This window comes from Phocaeicola fibrisolvens (genome assembly GCF_025567125.1).
GTDB lineage: Bacteria > Bacteroidota > Bacteroidia > Bacteroidales > Bacteroidaceae > Phocaeicola > Phocaeicola fibrisolvens.
Window position 1 is genome coordinate 54,233 of sequence record NZ_JAOQJI010000004.1, and the last position, 24,106, is coordinate 78,338.

12 protein-coding genes and 1 pseudogene are annotated in these 24,106 nt (G+C 46.4%); 10 read left to right on the top strand and 3 right to left on the bottom strand.

Going from position 1 to position 24,106, the window contains the following annotated elements; all coding sequences use genetic code 11:
• The first annotated feature begins 132 nt into the window (after nucleotides 1–132).
• From OCV81_RS02675 to OCV81_RS02685, 3 genes are read left to right on the top strand one after another with little or no spacing between them, the layout of a single operon-like run.
• Nucleotides 133–1,035 carry a cation diffusion facilitator family transporter gene (locus tag OCV81_RS02675; RefSeq protein ID WP_148328146.1) on the top strand — a complete coding sequence of 301 codons (903 nt, stop codon included), beginning with the start codon at nucleotides 133–135 and terminating at the stop codon, nucleotides 1,033–1,035.
• Nucleotides 1,036–1,039: 4 nt separating this feature from the next.
• A complete protein-coding gene (locus OCV81_RS02680; protein WP_148328148.1) occupies nucleotides 1,040–2,050 on the top strand; it encodes an NAD-dependent epimerase/dehydratase family protein in 1,011 nt (336 codons plus the stop codon).
• Nucleotides 2,047–3,024, top strand: a complete 978-nt coding sequence (locus tag OCV81_RS02685) for a phosphatase PAP2 family protein (protein ID WP_148328275.1) — start codon at nucleotides 2,047–2,049, stop codon at nucleotides 3,022–3,024. The genes OCV81_RS02680 and OCV81_RS02685 overlap by 4 nt, the downstream gene beginning before the upstream one ends.
• A 21-nt stretch (nucleotides 3,025–3,045) precedes the next feature.
• Here OCV81_RS02685 and dusB read toward each other — a convergent pair whose 3' ends face one another.
• Nucleotides 3,046–4,032 (bottom strand): tRNA dihydrouridine synthase DusB, encoded by a 987-nt coding sequence (dusB, locus tag OCV81_RS02690; RefSeq protein ID WP_148328150.1) that lies wholly within the window; start codon nucleotides 4,030–4,032, stop codon nucleotides 3,046–3,048.
• Nucleotides 4,033–4,120: 88 nt separating this feature from the next.
• Between dusB and OCV81_RS02695 the strand changes: the two genes are divergently transcribed.
• Both OCV81_RS02695 and OCV81_RS02700 read left to right on the top strand, forming a co-directional pair.
• Nucleotides 4,121–5,392, top strand: coding sequence for a peptidase U32 family protein (locus OCV81_RS02695; protein ID WP_148328152.1), 1,272 nt, complete (start codon nucleotides 4,121–4,123; stop codon nucleotides 5,390–5,392).
• A 278-nt stretch (nucleotides 5,393–5,670) separates the two neighbouring features.
• Nucleotides 5,671–7,164 carry a DUF3843 family protein gene (locus OCV81_RS02700; protein WP_148328154.1) on the top strand — a complete coding sequence of 498 codons (1,494 nt, stop codon included), beginning with the start codon at nucleotides 5,671–5,673 and terminating at the stop codon, nucleotides 7,162–7,164.
• Here the strand turns inward: OCV81_RS02700 and mnmA are convergent, their stop codons facing one another.
• Entirely contained in the window at nucleotides 7,165–8,214 is a 1,050-nt protein-coding gene (gene mnmA / locus OCV81_RS02705; RefSeq protein WP_148328156.1) for a tRNA 2-thiouridine(34) synthase MnmA, read from the bottom strand.
• Between the two features lie 174 nt (nucleotides 8,215–8,388).
• Between mnmA and OCV81_RS02710 the strand changes: the two genes are divergently transcribed.
• Together OCV81_RS02710 and OCV81_RS02715 are read left to right on the top strand one after the other, a co-directional pair.
• The gene (locus OCV81_RS02710; protein ID WP_148328158.1) at nucleotides 8,389–11,496 is read left to right on the top strand and encodes a SusC/RagA family TonB-linked outer membrane protein; all 3,108 of its coding nucleotides are present in this window, start codon (nucleotides 8,389–8,391) and stop codon (nucleotides 11,494–11,496) included.
• 27 nt (nucleotides 11,497–11,523) lie between these two features.
• Nucleotides 11,524–13,041: a RagB/SusD family nutrient uptake outer membrane protein gene (locus tag OCV81_RS02715; protein ID WP_148328160.1), complete on the top strand. Its 1,518-nt coding sequence runs from the start codon at nucleotides 11,524–11,526 to the stop codon at nucleotides 13,039–13,041.
• 196 nt (nucleotides 13,042–13,237) lie between these two features.
• Here the strand turns inward: OCV81_RS02715 and OCV81_RS02720 are convergent, their stop codons facing one another.
• Nucleotides 13,238–16,081, bottom strand: a complete 2,844-nt coding sequence (locus OCV81_RS02720) for a beta-glucosidase (protein WP_394802510.1) — start codon at nucleotides 16,079–16,081, stop codon at nucleotides 13,238–13,240.
• 399 nt (nucleotides 16,082–16,480) lie between these two features.
• Here OCV81_RS02720 and OCV81_RS02725 point away from each other — a divergent pair, with 399 nt between their 5' ends.
• The 3 genes and pseudogenes from OCV81_RS02725 (at nucleotide 16,481) to OCV81_RS02735 (ending at nucleotide 24,044) form a co-directional block, all read left to right on the top strand.
• Nucleotides 16,481–19,522 carry a SusC/RagA family TonB-linked outer membrane protein gene (locus tag OCV81_RS02725; RefSeq protein WP_148328279.1) on the top strand — a complete coding sequence of 1,014 codons (3,042 nt, stop codon included), beginning with the start codon at nucleotides 16,481–16,483 and terminating at the stop codon, nucleotides 19,520–19,522.
• 24 nt (nucleotides 19,523–19,546) lie between these two features.
• A pseudogene (locus tag OCV81_RS02730) lies at nucleotides 19,547–21,189 on the top strand (RagB/SusD family nutrient uptake outer membrane protein).
• A gap of 629 nt (nucleotides 21,190–21,818) precedes the next feature.
• Nucleotides 21,819–24,044 (top strand): GH92 family glycosyl hydrolase, encoded by a 2,226-nt coding sequence (locus OCV81_RS02735; RefSeq protein ID WP_148328162.1) that lies wholly within the window; start codon nucleotides 21,819–21,821, stop codon nucleotides 24,042–24,044.
• Nucleotides 24,045–24,106 lie beyond the last annotated feature (62 nt).

Below are 24,106 nucleotides of genomic sequence, written 5' to 3' on the forward strand. Positions count from 1 at the left end.
GCCGGCTCCTCTCTTAGTAACCGGCATGTTCGATTATACAAAGAAAGCAAATTCCACGGAATAAACGCGGATTTTTCTGTTAAGATGCTGAAAAACTATTATCTTTGCCGCGTTCTTATTACAAAGTCTGATATGAATGAAGTTGAATCATCCGTCCGCGAGCATGAGATATACAAAGTGACCCTGGTAGGAAGCCTGGTGAACATTTTGCTGGTAGTCTGCAAGTTTGCGGCAGGTTTCTGGGGCAAGAGTGCGGCCATGATTGCCGATGCGGTCCATTCTTTGTCGGATTTGATTACGGATTTAATCGTAATCGTCTTTGTACGCATTTCCAGTAAGCCAGAAGACAAAGACCATGACTATGGGCATGGCAAGTATGAAACGCTGGCTACTCTACTGATTGGAGCGGCCCTGCTGGCTGTGGGCGTGGGCATTTGCTGGAGTGGAGTGGAGTCGATTGTACTCTTTTTCAGAGGAGAGACATTGCAGTCTCCCGGTTGGATTGCCCTGGTAGCAGCCATTGTATCCATTGTATCCAAGGAAATTTTGTTTCATTATACCCGTATTGTCGGGAAACGTTATAACAGTCCGGCGGTCATTGCCAATGCCTGGCATCACCGCAGCGATGCCTTTTCTTCCATCGGTACGGCCATCGGTATCGGAGGAGCCATTCTGTTGGGCGACAGCTGGCGGGTACTCGACCCGTTGGCGGCAGTGATTGTCAGTGTCTTTATTGTGCAGGTGGCTGTCAAGCAGCTCAAGTCGTGTGTGGACGAATTGCTGGAACGCTCGCTTCCGGACGATATTGAACAGGAAATCACCAAGATTGTCTTGTCGGAGGAAGGGGTGTCAGAACCTCATCATCTGTGTACCCGGCGGATAGGAAGTCATTATGCGATGGACATGCATGTACGCATGGATGGGAATATTCCATTGCATGAGGCACACGAGAAAGCGACCGCAGTGGAGCGTAAGTTAAGAGAAGCTTTCGGAGCAAATACGTATATCAGTATCCATGTCGAACCAGAAAAATAAGTGTATGGAGAAAAAGATATTGGTGACCGGTGCCAGTGGGTTTATTGGCAGTTTTCTGGTGGAAGGGGCCTTGGAACGGGGCTTTCAGGTATGGGCAGGCGTGCGGAAAACCAGCAGCCGGAAATATTTGCAGGATGCACGCATTCGTTTTGCGGTGTTGGATTTCACCGATTCCGACCGCTTGGCCGGACAGCTGGAGGAACAGAAACGCTTGTATGGGAAATGGGATTACATCATTCATTGTGCCGGGGTGACCAAATGCCTGGATAAGGCCGATTTTGAAATCGGAAATTACTGGGCTACGCGGCATTTTATCGAGACGCTGAAGCGCTTGGACATGCTTCCCGTGAACTTTATTTACATTAGTTCGTTAAGTATATTCGGACCGATACGTGAGAAAGATTACACTCCCATTTGCGAGGAAGATACGCCACGCCCGAATACGGCGTATGGATTGAGTAAGCTTCATACAGAGGAATACCTGAAATCTTTGTCCGGTTTCCCGTATGTGATTTTCCGTCCTACCGGCGTGTACGGGCCTCGGGAGCGAGATTATTTCCTGATGGCCAAGTCTGTAAAGCAGCATGTGGATTTTGCGGCAGGCTTTAAGCGTCAGGACATCACGTTTGTTTTTGTGAAAGATTTGGTGCAGGCCATTTATCTGGCCATTGAAAAGAATGTCACCGGCCGGGCCTATTTCGTGAGTGACGGGAAAGTGTACAGTAGCCACACGTTTTCCGATCTGATTCGGAGGGAGCTGGACAATCCGTGGATGGTTCGTGTGGTGTGTCCGTTGTTTCTCTTGAAAGCCATCTCGTTTGTGGCAGAGAATATTGGGCGGTTGGCCCGGAAGACCAGTACATTGAACTGTGACAAGTATCGTATCATGAAGCAGCGGAACTGGAGGTGTGACATTTCCCCGCTGGAAAAAGAGTTGGGCTATGTGCCTGAATATCCGTTGGAGAGAGGTGTAAAAGAAATAATTGCCTGGTATAAGAAAGAAGGATGGCTATAGAACTGAAGTTATTTGAACGAGTAGAAAGTGGGAAGGGACTGTTTGCAGTAGAAAGCATCAGTTTGATTTATAATGCCCTGACCTCTATTTTGATTTTGTTGCTCTATCCCCGGATGGACCATCCCGGGACCATGTTGCTGGAACGTCTGGGTATTGTAGTACTGACGTTCGTACTGATTCATTTGTATCAGGCATTTCCCTGCCGGTTGACAGCTTTTGTCCGGATGGTGGTGCAGATGTCACTGCTGGCCTACTGGTATCCGGACACGTTTGAGTTCAACCGTCTGTTCCCGAACCTGGACTATCTGTTTGCTTCTGCCGAACAGACCATTTTCCATTGCCAGCCCTCCGTGGAATTCAGTAAGCTGTGTCCCTCGGTATGGTTCAGTGAGCCGTTCAATATGGGTTACTTCTTCTATTATCCCATGATGCTGATTGTGGTGGTGTATTACTTTCTGACCCGGTTTGAGTGGTTTGAGAAAATCTGTTTTGTGTTGGTCACCTCTTTCTTCATTTACTACCTGTTCTATATTCTGGTGCCGGTTGCAGGTCCGCAGTTTTATTTCCCGGCCATTGGGATGGACAAGGTGAATGCGTGTGACTTTACGCCCATCGGCGATTATTTCAACCACAATACGTTCTTGCTTCCGGGGCCCGGATATGAGCATGGATTCTTCTATAATCTGGTGGAGGCCTCTCAGGAAGTGGGCGAACGCCCTACCGCCGCTTTCCCCAGCTCGCATGTGGGTATCTCTACCATTGTGATGATTATGGCCTGGCGTGTGAACCGGAAGCTGGCTTATATCCTTTTCCCGTTCTATGTGTTGCTTTGCTGTGCCACGGTCTACATTCAGGCGCACTACCTGATTGATTCTCTCGTGGGATTGATTACCGCATTCTTCGTGTACCAGCTGGCTACGCTGATGTACAAGCGGTGGTTCATTTCGCCCGTTTTCAAGCGCATCATGTATTAAGGAAAAAGTCGGTAAGGAGTCTTATTCCTTACCGAATGTATTTTCAATGTGATCTAGGATGGTATTTAACTCCTGGAGTGTCTCTGCACGCAGCATGGCGATGCGGGTATCCTTGAAGTTGGGAATCCCTTTGAACAGCGGGGAGGCAGCCAGGTGGCGGCGCACGTGCAGAATACCTCTGCGTTCATCCAGCAGGTTCACACTGTCGAGTACTTCCTGTCGTAAGACATCCATCCGCCATTTGAAAGAAAGGGGTGGAAGTTCTTCTCCGGTCTCCAGATAATGCTTTACTTCCTTGAAAATCCAGGGACGTCCGAAACTGGCCCGTCCAATCATGATGGCATCCACGCCGTAGCGGTCGAAACATTCTTTGGCATGTTGAGGGGTGGTGATGTCGCCATTGCCAATGATAGGGATGTGCATTCTCGGATTCTTCTTGACTTCACCGATGAGTGTCCAGTCGGCTTCTCCCGTATACATTTGGGCACGGGTACGTCCGTGGATGGTCAGGGCCTCAATGCCGCAATCCTGCAACTGTTCCGCCAGTTCCACGATAATCTTGTGCTCCGCATCCCATCCCAAACGAGTTTTTACGGTGACCGGAATCTTGACGGCATCGACCACGGCACGGGTGATTTCCAGCATCTTGGGTACGTTCTGCAACAGTCCCGAACCAGCTCCCTTGCCGGCCACTCGTTTCACCGGACATCCGAAGTTCAGGTCCAGAATGTCAGGCTGTGCCTGTTCCACGATGCGGGCTGCTTCCACCATCGTATCGGTATCTTTTCCGTAAATTTGGATGGCTACCGGGCGTTCCTTTTCGCTGATGTTCAGTTTCAGCATTGTTTTTCCCACCGAACGGATCAACGCATCGCTCGACACGAACTCCGTGTACACCATGTCGGCACCGAACTGCTTGCACATGAGGCGGAAAGCAGGGTCGGTGACATCTTCCATCGGGGCCAGCAACACTGGCTTTTCTCCTAAATCTATGTTCCTAATTTTCATTGGCTTGATATTGTCGCGCAAAGGTAGTGAAATTTTATTATATCCCGAAAAAACGCTACCTTTGCGCGGTAATATCATAATAGTGGAAATGAGTTATACAATCAAAGACTTTGAAATCATGGCACCTGTTGGCTCGCGTGAGTCGTTGGCAGCTGCCCTTCATGCCGGAGCTGATTCCATCTATTTCGGCATTGAGAGTTTGAACATGCGTGCGCGCTCGGCAAGCACTTTTACCATAGAAGACTTGCGTGAAATCGCCAAGGTGTGCGAGGAACACGGGGTGAAGAGTTACCTGACCATCAATACCATCATTTACGACGAGGATATTGAACTGATGCGTAAGATTGTGGATGCGGCCAAGGAAGCCGGCATCAGTGCCGTCATTGCCGCCGATGTGGCTGTGATGGCTTACTGTAACGAAGTGGGCCAGGAGGTGCATCTTTCTACCCAGTTGAACATCAGCAACGCGGAAGCGCTGAAGTTCTATTCCCGCTTTGCCGACGTGGTGGTGCTGGCCCGCGAATTGAACCTCAAGCAGGTGCGCAAGATATACAATGCTATTCAGGAGCAGCAGATTAAGGGCCCGATGGGTGAACTGGTACGTATCGAAATGTTCTGTCACGGTGCCTTGTGCATGGCGGTTTCCGGAAAATGCTATCTGAGCCTGAACGAACAGAATGCATCGGCCAACCGAGGTGCCTGCATGCAGGTATGCCGCCGGGCTTACATCGTGAAAGACAAGGAAAGCGATATCGAGCTGGAAGTGGACAACCAGTACATCATGTCGCCGAAGGATTTGAAGACCATTCATTTCATGGACGAGATGATTGAAGCCGGTGTCCGGGTGTTCAAGATTGAAGGCCGTGCCCGTGGTCCTGAGTATGTGCGTACCGTGGTGGAATGTTACAAGGAAGCCATCCAGTCGTATCTCGACGGTACGTTCTCCGACGAGAAAGTGGCCGACTGGGATACACGTCTGAAAACGGTGTTCAACCGTGGTTTCTGGAACGGATATTACCTGGGACAACGTCTGGGAGAATGGAGCAAGAACTACGGTTCAGAGGCTACGGAGCGCAAGGTATATGCCGGACGCGGCATCAAGTATTTCTCCAATATCGGAGTGGCTGAGTTCCTGATTGAGGCGGCTGAAATCAAGGTGGGCGACAAACTCCTGATTACCGGTCCGACTACCGGTGCCATGTATGTCACACTGGAGGAGGCACGTGTAGATTTGAAACCGGTGGATGTGGTGAAGAAAGGAGTGCATGTATCGTTCAAGGTACCCGACCGTATCCGTCCCAGCGACCGTCTGTATCGCATGGTGCCAGCAGAGGAACTGAAGGCGAAACGGAAAGAATAAATTTAGAGTGTAGATAGATAAAATCCTGTCCGCATTTCTGAAACGTGCGGACAGGATTTTTTTGTGAGTATAGGATATGAACAGGTTGGTTAATTACTTGTTGAAATCCTTGTGAGTATTATTCAACTTGTTCTTTGCAGGGCTTGTGTATCAGTGAGTTATTGTTATTCACAGCTTGTGAATAACGTGTGGATAGCAAATAAGTTCCGTCGGGATGGTTTGTTTACTCTCGTAATTATTTTACTTTTGCATCACAGAATTTTAAATCCAAATCTAATATGAAGAAGATATATGTACAAGAGTGGATGTCGTTTCAGCCTTACGGACGTCAGGATGAAATAGATACATATTATGTGAATGTAGCCAACCGTCTTGCTGATTTCTTGAAGACTGCGGTCGGCGAACGGTATTCGGAGCACAGCCTTCATGGCATTGCCATTTATTTGACCCTCTGGTTTCAGGACCTCATCACACAGACAGGCATCTGGGAAGCGTTTATCAGTGAATGTCGCAAGCGGTACGGTCAGCTTGTGCCCTTTATGACGTCGGAAGAAGAAAAGGAATATTATCTAGGAGAAGTGAATCCGGAAGACCTGCGGTTTCTGCTGTGGCATTATTTCCAGTCTTTGGAAAAGCAGGCTGGCGGTGTGCTGAATCCCGAGAATCCGGTATTTGAGGAACTGGCTCATCAACTTTACGATTATCTGTCGGAAGAATATGAGGTAGCGCCGGAAAACACTCGCTTGCATGACATGCTGTATGGGGAGCCTTTTGGCGAAAATGATTACATGCGTTATCGTAGCATCTTGGAGTGGTTCCACTTCTGCAGCTATGTAGGGTTTGAAAACCGGAGCGAGTACCACCATGTGGTGGAGGCGGCCGTCCGTATGGGGGATGTAAACCCAAGTCTCTTGTCGTACGATGTGAAGCAGAACATTCTGTTTGAAGGAAGAAAGAACCTGCTTTCACTGACCTCCGTAGAATGGATGGCACTGATAGGAAAGATCCATCCGGAGGCTGCACAGTGGGCAGAAGTCAAAGTCGCCCCTCAAGGAATGTATCTTTATGAGGGTGAAGACGAGACTTCGTTGTTTGTGAAAGATTTGTCGGGAGAAGAAGAGGTACAGCTGTCTGTCCGTAAGGACTCTGTGGATATGGACTCTTTGAAAGGCCGGAAGGAAGGCATGACGGTATTGCAGAGCCGATGGGTACAATATGGAGGTACCTGGTGGCAGGACGGTACGCTGGTGGTGTCAGACTATGAGGAAAAGATGAAAGAAGAGTTGGCCCGACAGGCTGCTAAACGTGAAGATATCCGGCAAACCTACGATGCCTTTATGAAAGCATCCGGCGGGAAGCAGTTTGTGTTCTGCCAGTCGGAGGAAGAAGTGCGGGATTTCCTTTTCCAGAAAATGGAGTACAAGGAAAAAGAAGAAATACAGATGCCGAAGATGGATGCACAGCACGGACTGGTGCTGATGATTTCTCCGCATACCGGCATCCATATCCAAATGCGTTTGGGCGAATGCATCTCTTCACCGGAGAACAAGTTTTATGATTCGAAGGAGGCACAGAAGAAGGCCATCTTGTTCCTCTTGAATCCGGAGGTAATTCCGTATGACTTGAGTTGTGCCCTGCAAGATGCCGATATGTTGCCAGATGCCGGTCTGAACAGCCTGCAAGGCGAAGAGCACGGGCGGGAACTGGTCAAGAAGAATGCCCGTTTCCTGACCGACTATTTCTTTGGAAAATGCAGGGAGAAGGATTGCTGATTACTCGATGATTCCTCCTCCTAATACCACATCTCCTCGGTAGAATGCAGCTGCCTGTCCGCTGGCAATGGAAGCCAGCGGCTCGTGCAGCTGGATATGTAATCTTCCATCGTTCAGTTGGGTGACGGTGCACCGGTTGGCTTGTTTCCGGTAACGTATCTTGACGATGACATCATCGTGTCCAAGTACAGTTTCAGCGTTCACAAGATTCCAGTGCGTGAGAAACATCTCGTTCTTTTCCAGTGCCTGCAGGTTGTCGCTGATAATCACTTTATTCTCTTGGGGGATAATCTCTTTTACAAAGAGCGCTTTGTTTAGGTGAATACCCAGTCCCCTCCGTTGCCCGATAGTATAGAAAGGATATCCCTCGTGTTTCCCCAGGTAATGTCCTTGTTCGTCATAAAAATTTCCGGGTATAATTTCCCCTTCCGGTACATGAGCTTTCAGGAAGCTGCGGTAATCCATGGGGCAGAAACATACGCCCAGGCTGTCGCGCTTGGTAGCCGCTTTCAGGAATCCGCGTGCGGCAGCTATTTCGCGTACCTGGTTTTTGGTCAGCCCGCCCATGGGCAGGCACATCCGTTCCAGTATGGATTGGGGAAGCCCCCACAGGAAAAAAGACTGGTCCTTGTCGGTATCCTTTCCGCAAGTGATGTGCCAGTAGCCGTCGATGTACCGTTTGTTGACATAATGCCCTGTGGCCAGGTGGTAAATGCCCCGTTCGTCGGCCACCTGCGCCAGTAATGGCCATTTCAGGTAGTTGTTGCACAAGGTACAAGGCACTGGAGTACGTCCGGCCATGTATTCCTGAATGAAATACCGGATGATTTTCTCCTGAAACACGGTACGGGCATCGTACACCAGATAAGGAATGCCCAGTGAGCGGCACAGTTCCCGTGCATCGTCCAGGTATTCCGTACTGCCGTCTTTTTCATAAAAACGAAAAGTGATGCCGGTCACTTCGTAGCCGGCGTCCTGCAAGAGCAACGCTGCCACCGAGCTGTCGGTGCCGCCGCTCATACCCAATAAAACCTTTTTGTTCTTTTCCATCGGGTGACAAAATTAAAAGAAAATTTATCTTATCTGTATGTCAGTGGATTACTTTTTCCCCTTGATTCTGATGTTGTACAATTTTATTCCTATTAATGTACGAAACTGCCCATTTGTTTTTTGAGGTGAAACATAATTTTGCTATACAAATTTTTGTAACTAAATTTAATATTTATGGATTTACGCTCTATTTATCGAAGAGCTGTGTGGTGCACATTATTCTTTTTCTTTGCAATGTGTGCCTTTGCACAGCAGTTAACTGTTAAAGGTGTGGTAACGGACTCTAAAGGTGAAACCGTAATTGGTGCATCTGTTCTTGTAGAAGGTACGACTAATGGTTCTATAACCGATTTAGATGGTGCCTTTGAGATTTCAAATGTGTCTCCTAAAGCAGTGCTGGTTGTATCTTATATTGGATATAAGACACAGAAACTACCTGTAAATGGAAAAACAACATTTAAGGTGGTATTGGCGGAAGATACGGAAGTATTGGATGAAGTGGTAGTAGTAGGTTATGGTGTACAGCGTAAAAGTGATTTAACTGGTTCCGTAGCTTCTGTAAAGACTTCCGATGCATTGAAAACGACTCCTACAGGTAATATTTCAGATGCCTTGCAAGGACGTATGGCCGGTGTGTCTGTCTTGTCTGGTTCAGGTGATCCGAGCAGTGACAATACGATTCGTGTGCGTGGTGTGAACTCCATATCTGGAGAGGGTGGTCCGTTGGTTGTGATTGATGGTTTTATCGGTGGTTCTTTGAAAACATTGAACCCTGCCGACATTCAATCCATTGAAGTGCTGAAGGATGCGTCTGCAACTGCAGTTTATGGTTCTCGTGGTGCAAACGGTGTAATTTTGGTAACGACTAAGACTCCGAACAAAGACCGTCTGACCGTTTCTTTCAATGCGTTTGCTAATTTTAAGACGGTGGCAGAATATCCGGACGTGCTTTCACCTTATGAATATGCACAGTTGGCTAATGCATACGGAAAAGAATACAATGAGTCTCAAGGAAAACCGGCTGTTCAATATTACAGTGAGGAGCAACTGGAGGCTTTTAAGAATGGACAGGCTGGATATGATTATATCCATAATATCTTCCGTGACCCGGCCATTGACCAGAACTATGAATTGTCTATTTCCGGTGGTGGTGAGAAGACTACATTCCTTGCTTCTTTGCGTTATCAGGGAAACGAAGGTGTCATCAAGGCTTCCGACAATAATCTGTATAGCTGGCGTTTGAAAGTAGATACCAAAATCAAGAAATGGTTGAAGGCTGGTATCAATATGTATGGATATTACAATGAATCCTCTAAGCCTCGTATTACACAGTACGATGGTTTGATTCAGCAGGCTATGTACTTCCCCACGACTGTAGAACCGAAGGATGAGAATGGCAACTATAATAATGCATTTCCTTTAAGTGGAAATCCGACTTATAATCCGATGGGATTCATTTGGGAATCCAATAATTCCAATAAGACATTGAACAACCGTATTCAGGGGTATGTGGAATTCCAGATTTTGGATGGTTTGACTTTCCGTTCTCAGTTGGGGGTAGATTTTACCAACAAATTAAATACTTCTGTAGAGAATAATTCCAGTTATTATGAGTTTAAGAACAACAAGAATCAGGCGAAGGTTGTTAATTATTGGAATACAAGTTGGTTGAATACCAATACGTTGAGCTATGTAAAGGAATTTAATGCAGATCATCGTATCAATGCTACGGCAGTCTTTGAACAGTCTTACGATGATGTGTACAACAACAGTGGAGAAGCTTATCAATTGTCCTTCCCTGATTTGTTGGGAGTGAATGCCTTGAACTACTCTCAGTCTGACTTGATGCGTGTAGCTTCCGACAAGACGATTGGTACGTTGATGTCTGGAATGTTGCGTGTGAACTATGTATTCAAGAACCGTTACATGCTTACAGCTTCTATTCGTGCTGATGGTTCTTCACGCTTGGTAAATAAATGGGCGTACTTCCCTTCTATGGCATTGGCATGGGATATCAAACAGGAAAAATTCCTGGAGAATGTAAACTTCATCAATCAGATGAAACTTCGACTGGGTTATGGTTCTGTAGGTAATCAGGCTGTGGAAATCTATCGTACCTACAGTAAAATGGCTTCTTCTGTGATGTGGAACGGGGGTACAGCCTACAGTTTCGACCGTCCGAAAGCTGATGACCTGGAATGGGAACGGAATGAACAGTTTAATGTAGGTTTAGACTTTTCTGTATTGAAAGGCCGTTTGGCATTTAATGTGGACTGGTACAACAAACTTTCCAAAAATGTATTGTTTGAAGTAGAGCAACCTTCTCACATGGGATTCTCTTCTTTGTTGACCAATTCCGGAGAGATTCGTAACCGAGGTATTGAAATTACAGTGAGTGCAGACCCGATAGCTACTAAGGATTTCAGTTGGCATACAGACATCACTCTGTCACACAACGAAGGTATCTTTACGAAGATTCCGACACAGACTCACAGACAGCAGCAGTCCGGACAGTTCCAGAACCAGCTGTTCCAGATGATTGAAGGTGAAAAACTGGGTACCTTCTGGGGAATGTACAGTGCAGGTGTATGGCAGAAAGAGGAAGCCAATGCATCATTTGTGGATGCAGCAGGACAGTATAAACTGGACGCTAGTGGCCAGCCAATGACTAATGCAGATGTATATAAAATCAAACCAGGTAGTGCCAAATATGTGGATTTGAACAAGGATGGCGTGTTGAACGATGAGGATTATGGAATAATTGGTTGTGGACAGCCTACTTTCAACTGGGGATGGAACAACTCCTTTAATTACAAGGATTTCGACCTGTCGCTGTTCATTGTCGGTTTCCATGGATTTGATATTTACAATGCAACCGACCAAATGGGATATGGTACTATCAGTGGACAGAACATGGAAGTTGTTACTCCGAAAAGAGAATTGCTGAATCGCTGGACTGAAACCAACACGAATACTGATGTACCGGGATTCGTTAAGGCAGACGGTGACATGAAGGTGTTCAACAGTCGCTTTGTGGAAAAAGGAAGTTTCGTGAAAGTAAAGAGCATCACATTGGGATATTCTTTGCCAGAACGTATCTGCAAGAACCTGTTCATCAGCAACCTGCGTGTGTATGCTTCTATTCAGAATCCATTCATTTTTACCAAGTATTCTGGAATGGATCCCGAAGCTACACTGGGTGATCCTTTGGTACAAGGTGTCGACTGGGGAAGCTATCCTAACAGCCGCAATTATATGATTGGTTTGAATTTTGCATTCTAAAATTGTCTAATACTAAAAATGAGAAATATGAAAAAATTTATATATGCAGCTGCATTGGCCGGTGGCATGTTGAGCATGTCTTCATGCGTTGATTTGGATCAGGATCCTCAATCTTTTTTGTCATACGAGACCTTCCCGAAGGATGCGGAAAATGTAGCTATGGTTGTAGATGCTTTGTATGCAGACTTGTGGAGTGATAATTACGGATTTAACTGCCGTATGCAGCGTATCAACGTATGTGCCGACGATGTGACCTATCGTGAAGCTAAGCCGAATAACGAGTTGGCATTGTACGAAGACCTTTATCCGAATGTTACGCGTAATGACGTAGATTTCAAGACTTTGTGGTCTTTGTTTATGAAAGCGATTTATGACAGCAATACCATCATTTCGGATACTCCGGTTGATGAAAATGACACTTCAAAGGAGGCTGTTGCGTTGAAGAATGTGGTAGGCGAGGCCTATTTTGTAAGAGGTTTGTCTTATTTCTATATGGTACGTATTTTTGGAAATGTACCGTTGGAATTAGTTCCGGAAGATGCAAAAGTTGACATGCCGCGTACGGATGTGGCTGAGATTTACGATAAGGCGATTATCCCAAGTCTGGAACGTGCAGCAGAATGGTTGCCGGCTACCAGTCGTACGAAGAATTCATCTACTCCGTCTAAATGGGCAGCCAAGGCTGCATTGGGTGATGCGTATATGACAATGGCTGGATGGCCGCTGAAAAGAGATGGATATTATGGGAAGGCTGCAGAAGTGTTGTTGGATGTAATCCAGAATTCGGGGTTGAGCCTGACTGCACACTATGCTGATCTTTGGAAAGAAGCCAACAAGTCAACCAATAAGGAATTCTTGTTTGCCTTGTTCCATTCAAATGCCAACAAAAAGGCCAGCAACTATGGTAAGTCCTACTATCCATCCGATTTCTATCCAAATGCAGGATGGGCAGATTATTATGCAAACGAAGCTTTCTATTTGAGTTATCCTGATGACGAGCGTAAGGCACACAATTTCATGACAAGTTGGAGCGTCAATAAGGGAAGCAGTAGTGCTCCTAATATTGTGACCGTGAATTATAAAGAAAGTGCCGACAAGCTTCCGGCTATCTCTAAATATTATGATTATGACGATGGAGCGGCTGGAAAGAGTGCACAGAGTAACGGTCTGACTTCCATTTACCGGTATGCAGATGTGTTATTGATGTATGCAGAAGCTTCAACCCGTGCCACTAATTCTGTGAACCAGGAGGCATTGACTGCATTGCAGGAAGTACAGAAACGTGCACAGGGCTATCCGTCTAATCCTGTACTGACTACAACTACTGTACCGGAAGAGTTTCTGAAAGAGGTATTTGATGAAAACGGTTGGGAGTTCTTCGCAGAGATGCGTCGTTGGTTCGATTTGGTACGTTTGGAAATGGTAGACGATGTGAAACCCGATAAATGGGCAAATTCTTTGTTCAAGGCCAACAACCATTATTATATGCCGGTTCCTTATGTACAGATTGACCTGACAGGATGGGATAATAACCCGGGCTATTGATGAATGAGGATGGTTTAAACGTAGATGTTTAAAGTTTTTTGATGGGATTCTTCTTTCCGAATAAAAGTAGGGAAGGAGAATCCCTTTTTAGGATAGAACGGTCTGGAAACGGACCACATAAAAATCCCCTTGCAACTGTGACGGGAAAGGATTGTCACAGCTGCAAGGGGATTTTAGATTGAATTAGTCTGATTGTTTATTCTTTTCTCAATTCCGGTAATTTGATTTCGGCAATTTCTGCACTTCCGCTGGTAATTAAAATACGCAGGTCACTTCCTCCGGTCTTGTTGAACTGGATGTTTTCTTCCTGGTTGGGTTTCACTTCTCCGCTTTGTACCGGGAGGAACTGTCCGCCTCCACTGGAAATTTGGATTTCGTAGCGTGAACCCGCTTCAGCGTTTTTCCAGGCAATGCCTACATGGTCTACTTTGGCATTTTCTGCCAGTTCAAAGGATATGTATTCTCCCTTGTCTCCGGTCCAGGTAGTGGAATAATCTCCGTCGACTACGTGGATGATGTGGCTCTTGTTCTTGCTTGCACTGATGAAATCACGTGGGTCCGATTCAATGGTTTCGTTGGCAGAGGCTTGACCGTATGCCCGGATTTCAAGTCCTTTCTTCAGACGGATGTCTTCCGAAGAGGCCCCGATCATAATTTGGAACATTCCTGGTTCCACAACCCAGTGATTGTCTTTATTGAGCAACTGGAAGTCGCGTGGAAGCAATTGGAAGCTGACTTCCTTGGTTTCACCCGGTTCCAAGTGTACACGTTCAAATCCGCGCAGGTTCTTTTCATAAGTAGTCACACTGCTGATGACATCACGTGTGTAGAGCTGTACGACTTCATCTCCGCTCCGATTGCCGGTATTTTTAATCTTGCAAGTAACGGTTACGGGTTCCTTGTCGGTAATGACAGGCGAAGAGAGCTTGAGGTCAGCATATTCAAAAGTCGTGTAGCTCAGTCCATAGCCGAACGGATAAAGTGGACCGTTGATACGTGCTTGATTGCCTTTCATACCAGGAGTCTGTCCGCCGTCCACCTGTGAGGCTGGTTTAGCCGGGAAATTGAAAGGTATCTGTCCTACCGTCTTGGGGAAGGTGACGGTCAGCTTCCCTCCTGGATTATAATCCCCGAAAAGTGCTTCGGCAATGGCGGTTCCACCTTGCGAACCTGGATACCAGGCCTCCAGAATAGCAGGTACAAACTTGTCAGCCCAGTTGATGCTTAAAGGACGTCCGTTGATCAATACCAGTACCACAGGCTTTCCTGTTTCTACAATTGCTTCCAGCAGTTGTTGTTGTCTTCCGGGAAGGTCCAGACTGGTACGCGATTTGTTTTCACCACAAGTGCGGATACCTCCTCCTAATACAACAATTGCTACGTCACTTTCCTTGACATTGTCTACGGCCTGCTGGATACCTTCTTTTTCTTCTGTAGTAAGCGGATAAGGCATGATTTCCGACTCCGGCCAGTTGGCATCTACCAAGTCACATCCTTTGGTATAGGTTACTTCAGTTCCTTCTTTTACTTGCTGCTTGATGCCGTCCAATACCGTAGTGACTTCTACGGCTACAGGTCCATAGTGAGTCAGGGCAAAGGATGCTTCGTCTGCATTCGGGCCACATACAGCGATACGCTGGATTTTGGATTTGTCGAGCGGAAGCAGGCTTTTGTCGTTTTTCAGTAGCACCAGTCCTTCGCGGGAAGCTTGCAAGGCCACTTGTTGGTGAACTTCGCTGTTGACTTCTTTGTCGGCCAAGGCCAGGTCTGTCTGGTAAGGTGCATCAAATAATCCCGTCAGGAATTTGACACGCAAAATGTCACGTACGCGGTTGTCGATGGTTTCCATGCTGAGGCCCCCTTCCTGAATCAATTCACGTAGCGGAAGTACGTATGATTCCGGTGAACGGAAGGTGCAGCGCACGTTCAGTCCGGCTTCTACACTCTGACGCACCGCCTCTTTCATATCTTTGGCTGTTTTGTGTTTGCTGTAGAGATATTCTACGGCATCACTGTCCGACACCACGTAACCTCGGAATCCCATTGTACCGCGCAGCCGCTGGGTGAGCCAGTAATAACTGCTTTGGATGGGAAAACCGTCGTAGTCGTTGTAGGAGCTCATGACTCCCAGAATGCCGGCTTCCTGAATAACCCGTGTGAAAGGATATACATGTACGTTCTCCACTTCTCGCCAGGACATTTGTGGGTCGACGCGTGCAAATCCTTCGCGGGCACCCTTGTTGTTACTGTAGGCCACGAAATGTTTGGCAGTAGCGGCCACTTGCATGTTTGTCTGGAGTCCCTTTCCCATGGCAATACCCAGTTCGGCCACCAGGTAAGGACTTTCTCCATACACTTCTTCGTAGCGTCCCCAGCGTTGGTCACGTCCTACGTCCAGAATCGGGGCATAGACATTGGTATACCCCAGCAAACGGGCTTCCCGTCCTGTAATGTATCCCACCTGATGTACTAGTTCCCGGTCCCAGGTGTGTCCCAGTGCCAATTGGGTTGGAAAGTTCGTAGCGATATAGTTTTCCACACCTCGGATTCCTTCATTGGTGAAGTCGACTGGTATTCCCAGGCGGGTCTCCTCCACAAAGAAACGCTGTACTTCGTTCATTGCCCAGGCGTGATTGGAAGCAGGCCACACCAAGTCGTTTTTCAAAGGTGGAACTCCCCATCCACGAAAGGAGTTCAGGTGCTCATCGATGGCCCCGATACCGTCTTTCCACAACTGGCTTTTCCATTCAGGAGTAGGCAACGAGTCTTTGAGCACCCTTTGGTATCCGTAGAGCGTTACCATCTGACAGGTTTTTTCTTCCATGGTCATTTGTGAAAGCAGGTCTTCAATGCGGTCGTTCAAAGATGCTTTAGGGTCCTCATAGATATCTTTTCGGCCATTTTTGTTGAAGTCAATCCACTCTTTGTGATACATGCTTTTTTTCTTGGGTACATAGGTCTTGGATACTTCAAGGGCCTGTGCCGTTACAGTACACAGCGATGTACAAGAGAGGAGATAATAGAATAATTGTTTTTTCATGCGGATAAATTAGAGTTAGGGTAAAATGATAATTTGTCTTTTTCAAAATTACGATTATTCCAGAAATAAGTAGTGATAAAATTGTTTATTAGAATGAACTTATTGTCTTTATTTTGTTCAATATTTAGGAAAAACGAACCACTTGTGTGGCTTATAGAATAATTATTTTGTTAAATAGTACAAAATACTCTTTTCTTTTCATTATAATAAATATATTTGAGCACATTTCTGTTTAAGCCTTTCGAGTCGGAAGTACTTACAACATGAAAACTATTAGAACATTAACCAAATCTTTATACTTATGGAAAAAACGACTTTTTTTCATCCGTTTTTTCTCCGTGGAGAAAAAAACTTGTGTCCGTACCTATCACTTTAAGTTTATTTGTGGCATTATCTTCTATGGGTGAGGCGATGGCTGCACCTGAAATCGGACATTCATTTTCTGTGACTGCATCCCAAGCCGTACGTGTAACGGGAGCTGTATTTGATGCGAGTGGTTCTCCTTTGATTGGAGTCAGTGTGTTGGAAAAAGGAACCTCCAACGGTACGATTACCGACATGGATGGCAACTTTATACTGGATGTATCGTCTTCTAAATCGGTACTGGTATTTTCGTATATCGGATATGTGACTCAGGAACAGACTGCTCCAGCTTCGGGCAGTTTGAAAGTTGTATTAAAAGAAGATACCAAAACGTTGGAAGAAGTGGTGGTAGTGGGTTATGGTACTCAGAAAAAAGAAAATCTGTCGGGTTCTGTAGCCTCTATCGATAGTGAGCAACTTCAGAATCGTCCGATTCAGAATGTCAGCAGTGGTTTGCAGGGATTGATGCCGGGTGTAACCGTAACTGGTACAAACGGTGCGCCGGGTATGGACAGTGGAAACATCCGGGTGCGTGGTACGGGTACCTTGAACTCGGCTTCTCCTTATATTTTGATTGATGGAGTGGAATCGGAAACCATGAGCGCCATCGACCCCAATGACATTGCCAGCATTTCGGTCTTGAAAGATGCGGCATCGGCGGCTATTTATGGTTCTAAGGCAGCCAACGGCGTCATTTTGATTACAACCAAGCGCGGGTCGACTGGAAAACCTAAAGTATCGTATAGCGGGTATGTAGGTTTCCAGCATACCACCCAAACCATCGACCGGTTGAGCTCGTATGAATATGCCAGCATGTATAACGATGCATTACGGGCAGAAAATAAGGCTCCTCGATTTACGGATGAAGAAATCCAGAAATTCAAGGATGGAACCGACCCGAATTATCCGAATACCGACTGGTACGGGCTGGCCTATAAGACGGGTGTCCAGCATCGTCATAATCTGAATGTAACAGGCGGTAATGAGTTTGTGCATTATATGGGATCTATCGGTTATTTGAACCAGACGGGTGTATTGCCGAATGCCGGACGTGAACAGTTCAATGCACGTACCAACCTGGATATGAAAATCAGCAAGCGTTTGTCGGCTAAACTGAATCTGGCTTTTATCAAGAATAAATACGATGATGCCAGCTCGGCTTACAACGGAGGAAGCTCCGACCAGATTATCCGTCAGTTGAACTTGATTGCTCCTTGGATTGTAAATCGCTACGAAGACGGAACTTATGGTACGATTTCCGATGGTAACCCGATTGCGTGGCTGGATTCAGGTATGAAAGTGACACGCGACAATTATAACTTTACAGGAACCGCTTCATTGGACTATCAGATTTTGGACGGACTGGTATTGATACTGACCGGATCGTATGTCAACAATCTGCAGAACTATAAATATTTCCAGGCATTCATCCAGTATAATGCCAATAAAGCAACGACCCCCAATTCTTTGGATGAGCGTTATTATCGTTGGGACCGTACCAATTACGATGCGTTGCTGAACTATGACAAGAGTTTTGGCAATCATCATGTGAAAGGATTGGCCGGATGGCATACTGAAAAATACAATTATAAATATTTGAAAGCTTATCGTGAGAATTTCCCGAACAATGAACTGACCGACATCAATGCCGGTGATGCCGCTTCGCAGACCAATGCCGGATTCAGCCGTGAACTGGCCATGATTTCTTGGTTTGCCCGTGTCAATTATGATTTTGCAGGAAAATATCTGCTCGAGGCGAATATCCGTGCCGATGCTTCTTCCCGTTTTGCGGAAGGAAACAGATGGGGATATTTCCCTTCTTTCTCAGGAGCTTGGAGAATCAGTGAAGAAAACTTCATGTCGTCTGCACGCAACTGGTTGAGCAATTTGAAGATTCGTGCTTCATGGGGTATGCTGGGTAACCAGGATGCGTTGAATAGTGATGCTTCGGGAGCTTACTATCCGGCGTTGACAGTGTACGACATCGGGGCGACTTATCCGTTTGGCGGTGCCCTGAACTCAGGATATTATCAGGGTTCTTATAACCTGAGCACCATCACTTGGGAAAAGGCCACTACCTGGGGAGTGGGATTGGACTTTGGATTGTTCAATAACCGCCTGACTGGTTCTATCGACTTTTACAATCGCAAAACCACGGGTATCATGATGGATGTGGCTGTGCCGCAGGAATTTGCCCTCAATCCTTATAAAGATAATGTGGGCTCGATGTTGAACAAAGGTGTGGAAATCAATCTGGGTTATAATAACCAGTGGGGTGACTGGTCATTCGGTGTGGCTGCCAATTTCTCTTACAACCACAATGAGATTACCGACCTGGGAGGTGTGGATTATATCGACGCGTCAGGCGGATACAATCAGCGCAATGCACTGGGACATGCCATGAACTCTTATTATGTGTATCAGGCTGACGGATTCTTCAATTCTCAGCAGGAAGCTGACGATTTTACGGCGAAATACGGCAACCCGTTTGGTGGTGGCGGTTTCAAGGCCGGTGATATCCGTTATGTGGATACCAATGGCGACGGTAAGTTGAATGGCGACGACCGTGTATTGGCTAATAGCAGTGATCCGGTGTATACTTTCGGTTTGAGCCTGAATGCCGGATGGAAGAATTTCGATTTGTCAGTCATGTTCAATGGAGCAGCTAAGGTTTCTCGTCTGTTCGATGCGTATGAAGTCTACGGTGCTTTCTCAGGGGATGCCGGACATCCGGCCAGCATCTGGAAAGACGCTTGGACAGAAAACAATAAGGATGCTTCCATGCCGCGTATCTTTACGGATACCAATTCTCCTAGCTGTTCCCGTAACGCTGTTTCTACTTTCTGGTTGCAGAACACGAGTTACTTGAGAATGAAAAACTTGCAGTTGGGGTATACCCTGCCTAAACATCTTCTCAGCAGTTGGGGAATTGAAAATGTACGTTTCTATTACTCCGTAGAGAACTTGTTTACGATTGATGGAATGAAAATTAATATTGACCCGGAAGCCACCAGCCAGCGTCTGTCCTCTTATCCGTTGTTGAGAACCCACTCGTTTGGTGTGAATGTGACTTTCTAAGATAAACCTTAAAAACATAAAGATATGAAATACATAAATTATATATTGGCAGGTGCTGCATTGGCTTTTATGGCTTCTTGCAATGATTTTCTGGATACGATACCTTCGGATGCCTTGTCTCCGGGTTCTACTTGGAAGACGGAAACAGATGCACAGAAATTTCTGGTAGGCTGTTATGACGGTTGGGAAGATGGAGGAGAAATCCTGTATATGGATTGTGCTTCTGATTTTGCATACAATAATTTCTCTTGGGAAGGCTATAAGGATTTTGGTAACGGAGGTGTTACGGCGGCCATCCAGGGGCAAACTTCTATGATTATACCATTGTTCGTCGGTGCAATATTTTTTTGGAGAATATCAATCAGGTGACTTTTGCTGACGAGAAAGTGAAAAAGGACTTGGTGGCTCAGGCACGGGTTATCCGGGCTTATCAGTATTTTAAGATGAACTGGCTCTATGGCGGTGTACCTATCATTGAGAACTACAAGAGTGCACAGGAAGCGCAGGTCCCCAGAGAGAGCGAGGAAAAGGTTCGGGAATTTATCGAAACGGAATTGGATGAATGTACGCCCGACTTGAACGTAAAACCGTCGGAAAGAGGACGGATTGCACAGGGAGCGGCTTTGGCCATCCGTATGAGAGAGGCTTTGTACTATGGCGATTGGGCGACTGCAAAGGCAAAGGCACAGGCCATTATTGATTTGAACCAATATGACTTGGAGCCAGGCGCGGAAGGATACAGCAAATTGTTTCAGTTAGCCGGACAAGACTCTCAGGAAATCATTCTGGCCGTACAGTATATCACTCCTACCAAGGCATTGGGAGTAATCGGACAGATGTACAATAATGGTGACGGGGGATGGTCGTCCATCGTGCCTACTTATCAGTTAGTCGATACGTATGAAATGAAAAGCGGATTGACTATCGAAGAAGATCCTTCCTATGATGCGACTCATCCTTTCAAAGGCCGTGACCCGCGTTTGGGATTGAGCATTATTTATCCTGGTGCGGATTACATTGCCGGAGACGGAGTGAAGAAGGTCTTCAATACCCTCGACAAGACCATAGACGGAGCCAGCAACAGCAACTACATGACGGCAGCCGATAACGCTTCGAAAACAGGGTTGACTTGGAGCAAGTATCTTGCCCCGATTACACAATATAGTGACATCTGGAAAACAGCTGCTTGTCCGATTGTATTCAGATATGCCGAAGTGCTCTTGGCTTGGGCAGAAGCGGAAAATGAATTAAACGGTCCTTCACAGGATGTTTACGACAAAATTGATCAGGTACGCCAGCGTGTGGGTATGCCGAAGGTCGATACAGATAAATACAATACGAAAGAAACGCTTCGTGAGTTGATACATCGTGAAAGAGCGGTGGAACTTGCAGGTGAAGGACTTCGCCGGGCAGATATTTTACGCTGGAAGACAGCAGATGGAAAGATGCTGGCCGAGAAGGTATTGAACGGACGTTTGGAAAGAAGAGTAGGTACGGTAAATATGACAGGGACTGATCCGGAAACCCGGGCTACCATCAATGTCGCGGCATCGGATGAAGATAAGTTGATAGAAGTGCGTAAGTTTGAACCTAAAAACCGTTATTTCCCGTTCGGACAGAGTATCTTGGATAAGAATCCGAATTTGAAGCAGAATGAAGGATATTAATAACGGATAGTGAATCTGAAAGCCTCAAGGTGAAATGCTTTGGGGCTTTTTTTATGCCTGTTCAGAGGTAGGAGCGGGGGTATGGGCATAAAAAAAGGAGTTCCGCTGAACTCCAACCTTTGTTAACCTTAAATCTAATACTATGAAAAACACGTTGCAAAGGTAGGTATTTTAGGGATACTTGCAAGTGAAAAACATGCTTTATAACATGAATTAGCAAATAACACTCGTTTTTAAGTCTTGTATACGTTTGAAGTGGAGAATGAGGAAAGTAGTTGTAACTTTCGTATAGGTATATAAGTATCTGTGAATAAGAATTTTCTGTGTACCACAGTGTGAAATATAAAAACCACAGTGTGAAATACATATCCCACACTGTGGTATATAAATCCCGCACTGTGAAATAGAGAATAGAATGTGTCGTTGAAAGGAAAAGGAAAGGGCATGAGTAAGAATGTCTTACTTTGTTGTCTGGAGAGTTATTTTTCTCTAGAAGTGCAACTTTTTAAGAAAAAATCTTTTCTATACGATAAATCTCCGTACCTTTACCCTGAAAATGGCAAAAGTAACCTTTGGGATAATGCTATGGATAGTAATTAAAAGACCTTCAACTATTTAAATTTAAAACCATGAATAAGAAATCATTTTTATTTGCCGGAGCCTTGTCTTTGTGTTTGTTTTCTTGTGAGAACAAGCAGGCAGAACCGGAAATGGAAGACTTGACGCAGTTTGTGGACCCGCGTATTGGAACCGGTGGGCACGGGCATGTGTTTTTTGGCGCGAACGTACCTTATGGTTTCGTGCAGTTAGGTCCGACCAGTATTCCTCAATCGTGGGACTGGGTATCGGGGTATCATGAATCGGATTCTACGGTCATCGGCTTTCCTCATACGCACCTGAGCGGTACGGGTATCGGCGACTTGCACGACATCAATGTGATGCCGGTGGTAGGTGAAGTGACCTATGCACGAGGTGACACCACGTCGTATGAAACAGGACTCTGGTCGTATTCTGACCGTTCAAAAGAAATGGTCACCCCGGGCTATTATCGTACGCACTTGTCAAGATACAATGTGGATGTGGAACTGACGGCTACCAAGCGGGTTGGTTTTCATAAATATACTTTCCCCGAGAAGGAGAGCCCGGCCATTGTGTTCGATATGGTGAACGGAGGTTGCTGGGACAAGACTACGGATGCAGTCATCCGGGTGGTCAACGACAGTACACTGAGCGGTTACCGCTATTCCAAGGGATGGGCCGACGACCAGCGCATTTTCTTTCGTGCCGAGTTCTCGCGGAAGTTCGACAGTGTCGCTTTCATTGTCAACGATTCAGTGAAGGAAGGTAAGATGGCCCAGGGTGCCCAGTTGTTTGCCCGGGTGAATTTTTCGGCAGGAAATCCGGCGCCGATTTACATGAAGGTGGCCCTTTCGCCTACCTCCGAAGAGGGAGCCCAGCTGAACATGCAGACGGAACTTAGTGGCTGGGACTTTGAACAGACGGTGGCCGACGCCAAGGCTGCCTGGAACAAGGAATTGAACAAGGTGAAGGTGTCTACTCAGGATGCAATGTCCAAGAAAATTTTCTATACCAGCTTGTACCATACGTTGTTCGCTCCGTCAGAATTTTGTGACGTGAACGGCGATTATTACGGAGCCGACAAGCAAATGCACCACGAGAAAGGGTTCAAGAACTACACTACTTTCTCTCTTTGGGATACTTATCGGGCTGCACAGCCTTTGATGACTATCCTCCAGCCGGAACGGATGAGCGACATTATCAACACGATGCTGCATATTTATGAGCAGCAGGGCAAGTTGCCGGTATGGCACCTGATGGGTTGCGAGACCAACTGTATGGTGGGCAATCCGGGAGTGCCGGTAGTGGCAGATGCCATTCTGAAGGACATCAAGGGATTTGATTCGGAACTGGCGTTCAAGGCGTTGAAGGAATCGTCCATGCTGCCGGAACGTGGTATGGAATATCGAATCCAGTACGGATTTATTCCGGCCGACAAGATGACGGAAGCCATTGCTTACGATATGGAATATGCCATTGCCGACTGGGCGGTGGCGCAGGCTGCCCGCCGTTTGGGTAAGCAGGAGGATTATGCCTACTTCCTGGAGCGCAGCAAGTCGTATAAGAAATATTTTGATGCTGCTACCGGCTTCATGAGAGGCAAGTTGAGCGACGGCTCCTGGCGTACGCCTTTCAGTCCGTATGCATCGGCGCACAGAGACGATGACTATTGCGAAGGAAATGCCTGGCAGTACACTTGGCTGGTGCCGCAGGATGTAGAGGGACTGGTGGAGTGCTTCGGCAGTAAGGAGGCTTTTGTCCACAAACTGGATTCTCTGTTCCTCGCTGAAGGTGACATGGGAGAAGCATCTTCTCCGGATATTAGCGGTCTGATTGGGCAATATGCACATGGAAATGAACCGAGCCATCACATCACTTATTTATATACCTTGGTAGGTCAGCCCTGGAAGACGGCAGAACGGGTGAAAGAAATTCTGCATACCATGTACACCGACCAGCCGGACGGCTTGTCGGGTAATGAGGATGTGGGACAGATGTCGGCATGGTATATTCTTTCGTCGTTTGGTTTCTATCAGGTAGAGCCTGCCGGAGGTAAATTTGTCTTTGGCTATCCGAACTTTGAGAAGGTCGAAATTGCAGTGCCCGGTGGTCAGTTCGTGATTAAGCGGGAAGACAAGGGGCAGAAAAACTGTTACATACAAGGTGTGCTTCTGAATGGAAAAGAATACAAGAAAGCTTGGATTGATTATGCAGATATCATGAAAGGCGGAGAGTTGACTTTCCTGATGGGTGATAAGCAGACGGTATGGTATTAAAGAACTGAATTAAATGCATTGATAATAGAGTGAATGTCCGTCATTGAATTGATTTCGATGGC

Bases quoted from the DNA above. Each gene is read 5' to 3' on its own strand.
- OCV81_RS02675 (WP_148328146.1), top strand. From the start codon at position 133: ATGAATGAAGTTGAATCATCCGTCCGCGAGCATGAGATATACAAAGTG.
- dusB (WP_148328150.1), bottom strand. From the start codon at position 4,032: ATGAAAATTAGGAACATAGATTTAGGAGAAAAGCCAGTGTTGCTGGCC.
- OCV81_RS02700 (WP_148328154.1), top strand. From the start codon at position 5,671: ATGAAGAAGATATATGTACAAGAGTGGATGTCGTTTCAGCCTTACGGA.
- OCV81_RS02710 (WP_148328158.1), top strand. From the start codon at position 8,389: ATGGATTTACGCTCTATTTATCGAAGAGCTGTGTGGTGCACATTATTC.
- OCV81_RS02720 (WP_394802510.1), bottom strand. From the start codon at position 16,081: ATGAAAAAACAATTATTCTATTATCTCCTCTCTTGTACATCGCTGTGT.
- OCV81_RS02715 (WP_148328160.1), top strand. From the start codon at position 11,524: ATGAAAAAATTTATATATGCAGCTGCATTGGCCGGTGGCATGTTGAGC.
- OCV81_RS02680 (WP_148328148.1), top strand. From the start codon at position 1,040: ATGGAGAAAAAGATATTGGTGACCGGTGCCAGTGGGTTTATTGGCAGT.
- OCV81_RS02735 (WP_148328162.1), top strand. From the start codon at position 21,819: ATGAATAAGAAATCATTTTTATTTGCCGGAGCCTTGTCTTTGTGTTTG.
- mnmA (WP_148328156.1), bottom strand. From the start codon at position 8,214: ATGGAAAAGAACAAAAAGGTTTTATTGGGTATGAGCGGCGGCACCGAC.
- OCV81_RS02725 (WP_148328279.1), top strand. From the start codon at position 16,481: ATGGGTGAGGCGATGGCTGCACCTGAAATCGGACATTCATTTTCTGTG.
- OCV81_RS02695 (WP_148328152.1), top strand. From the start codon at position 4,121: ATGAGTTATACAATCAAAGACTTTGAAATCATGGCACCTGTTGGCTCG.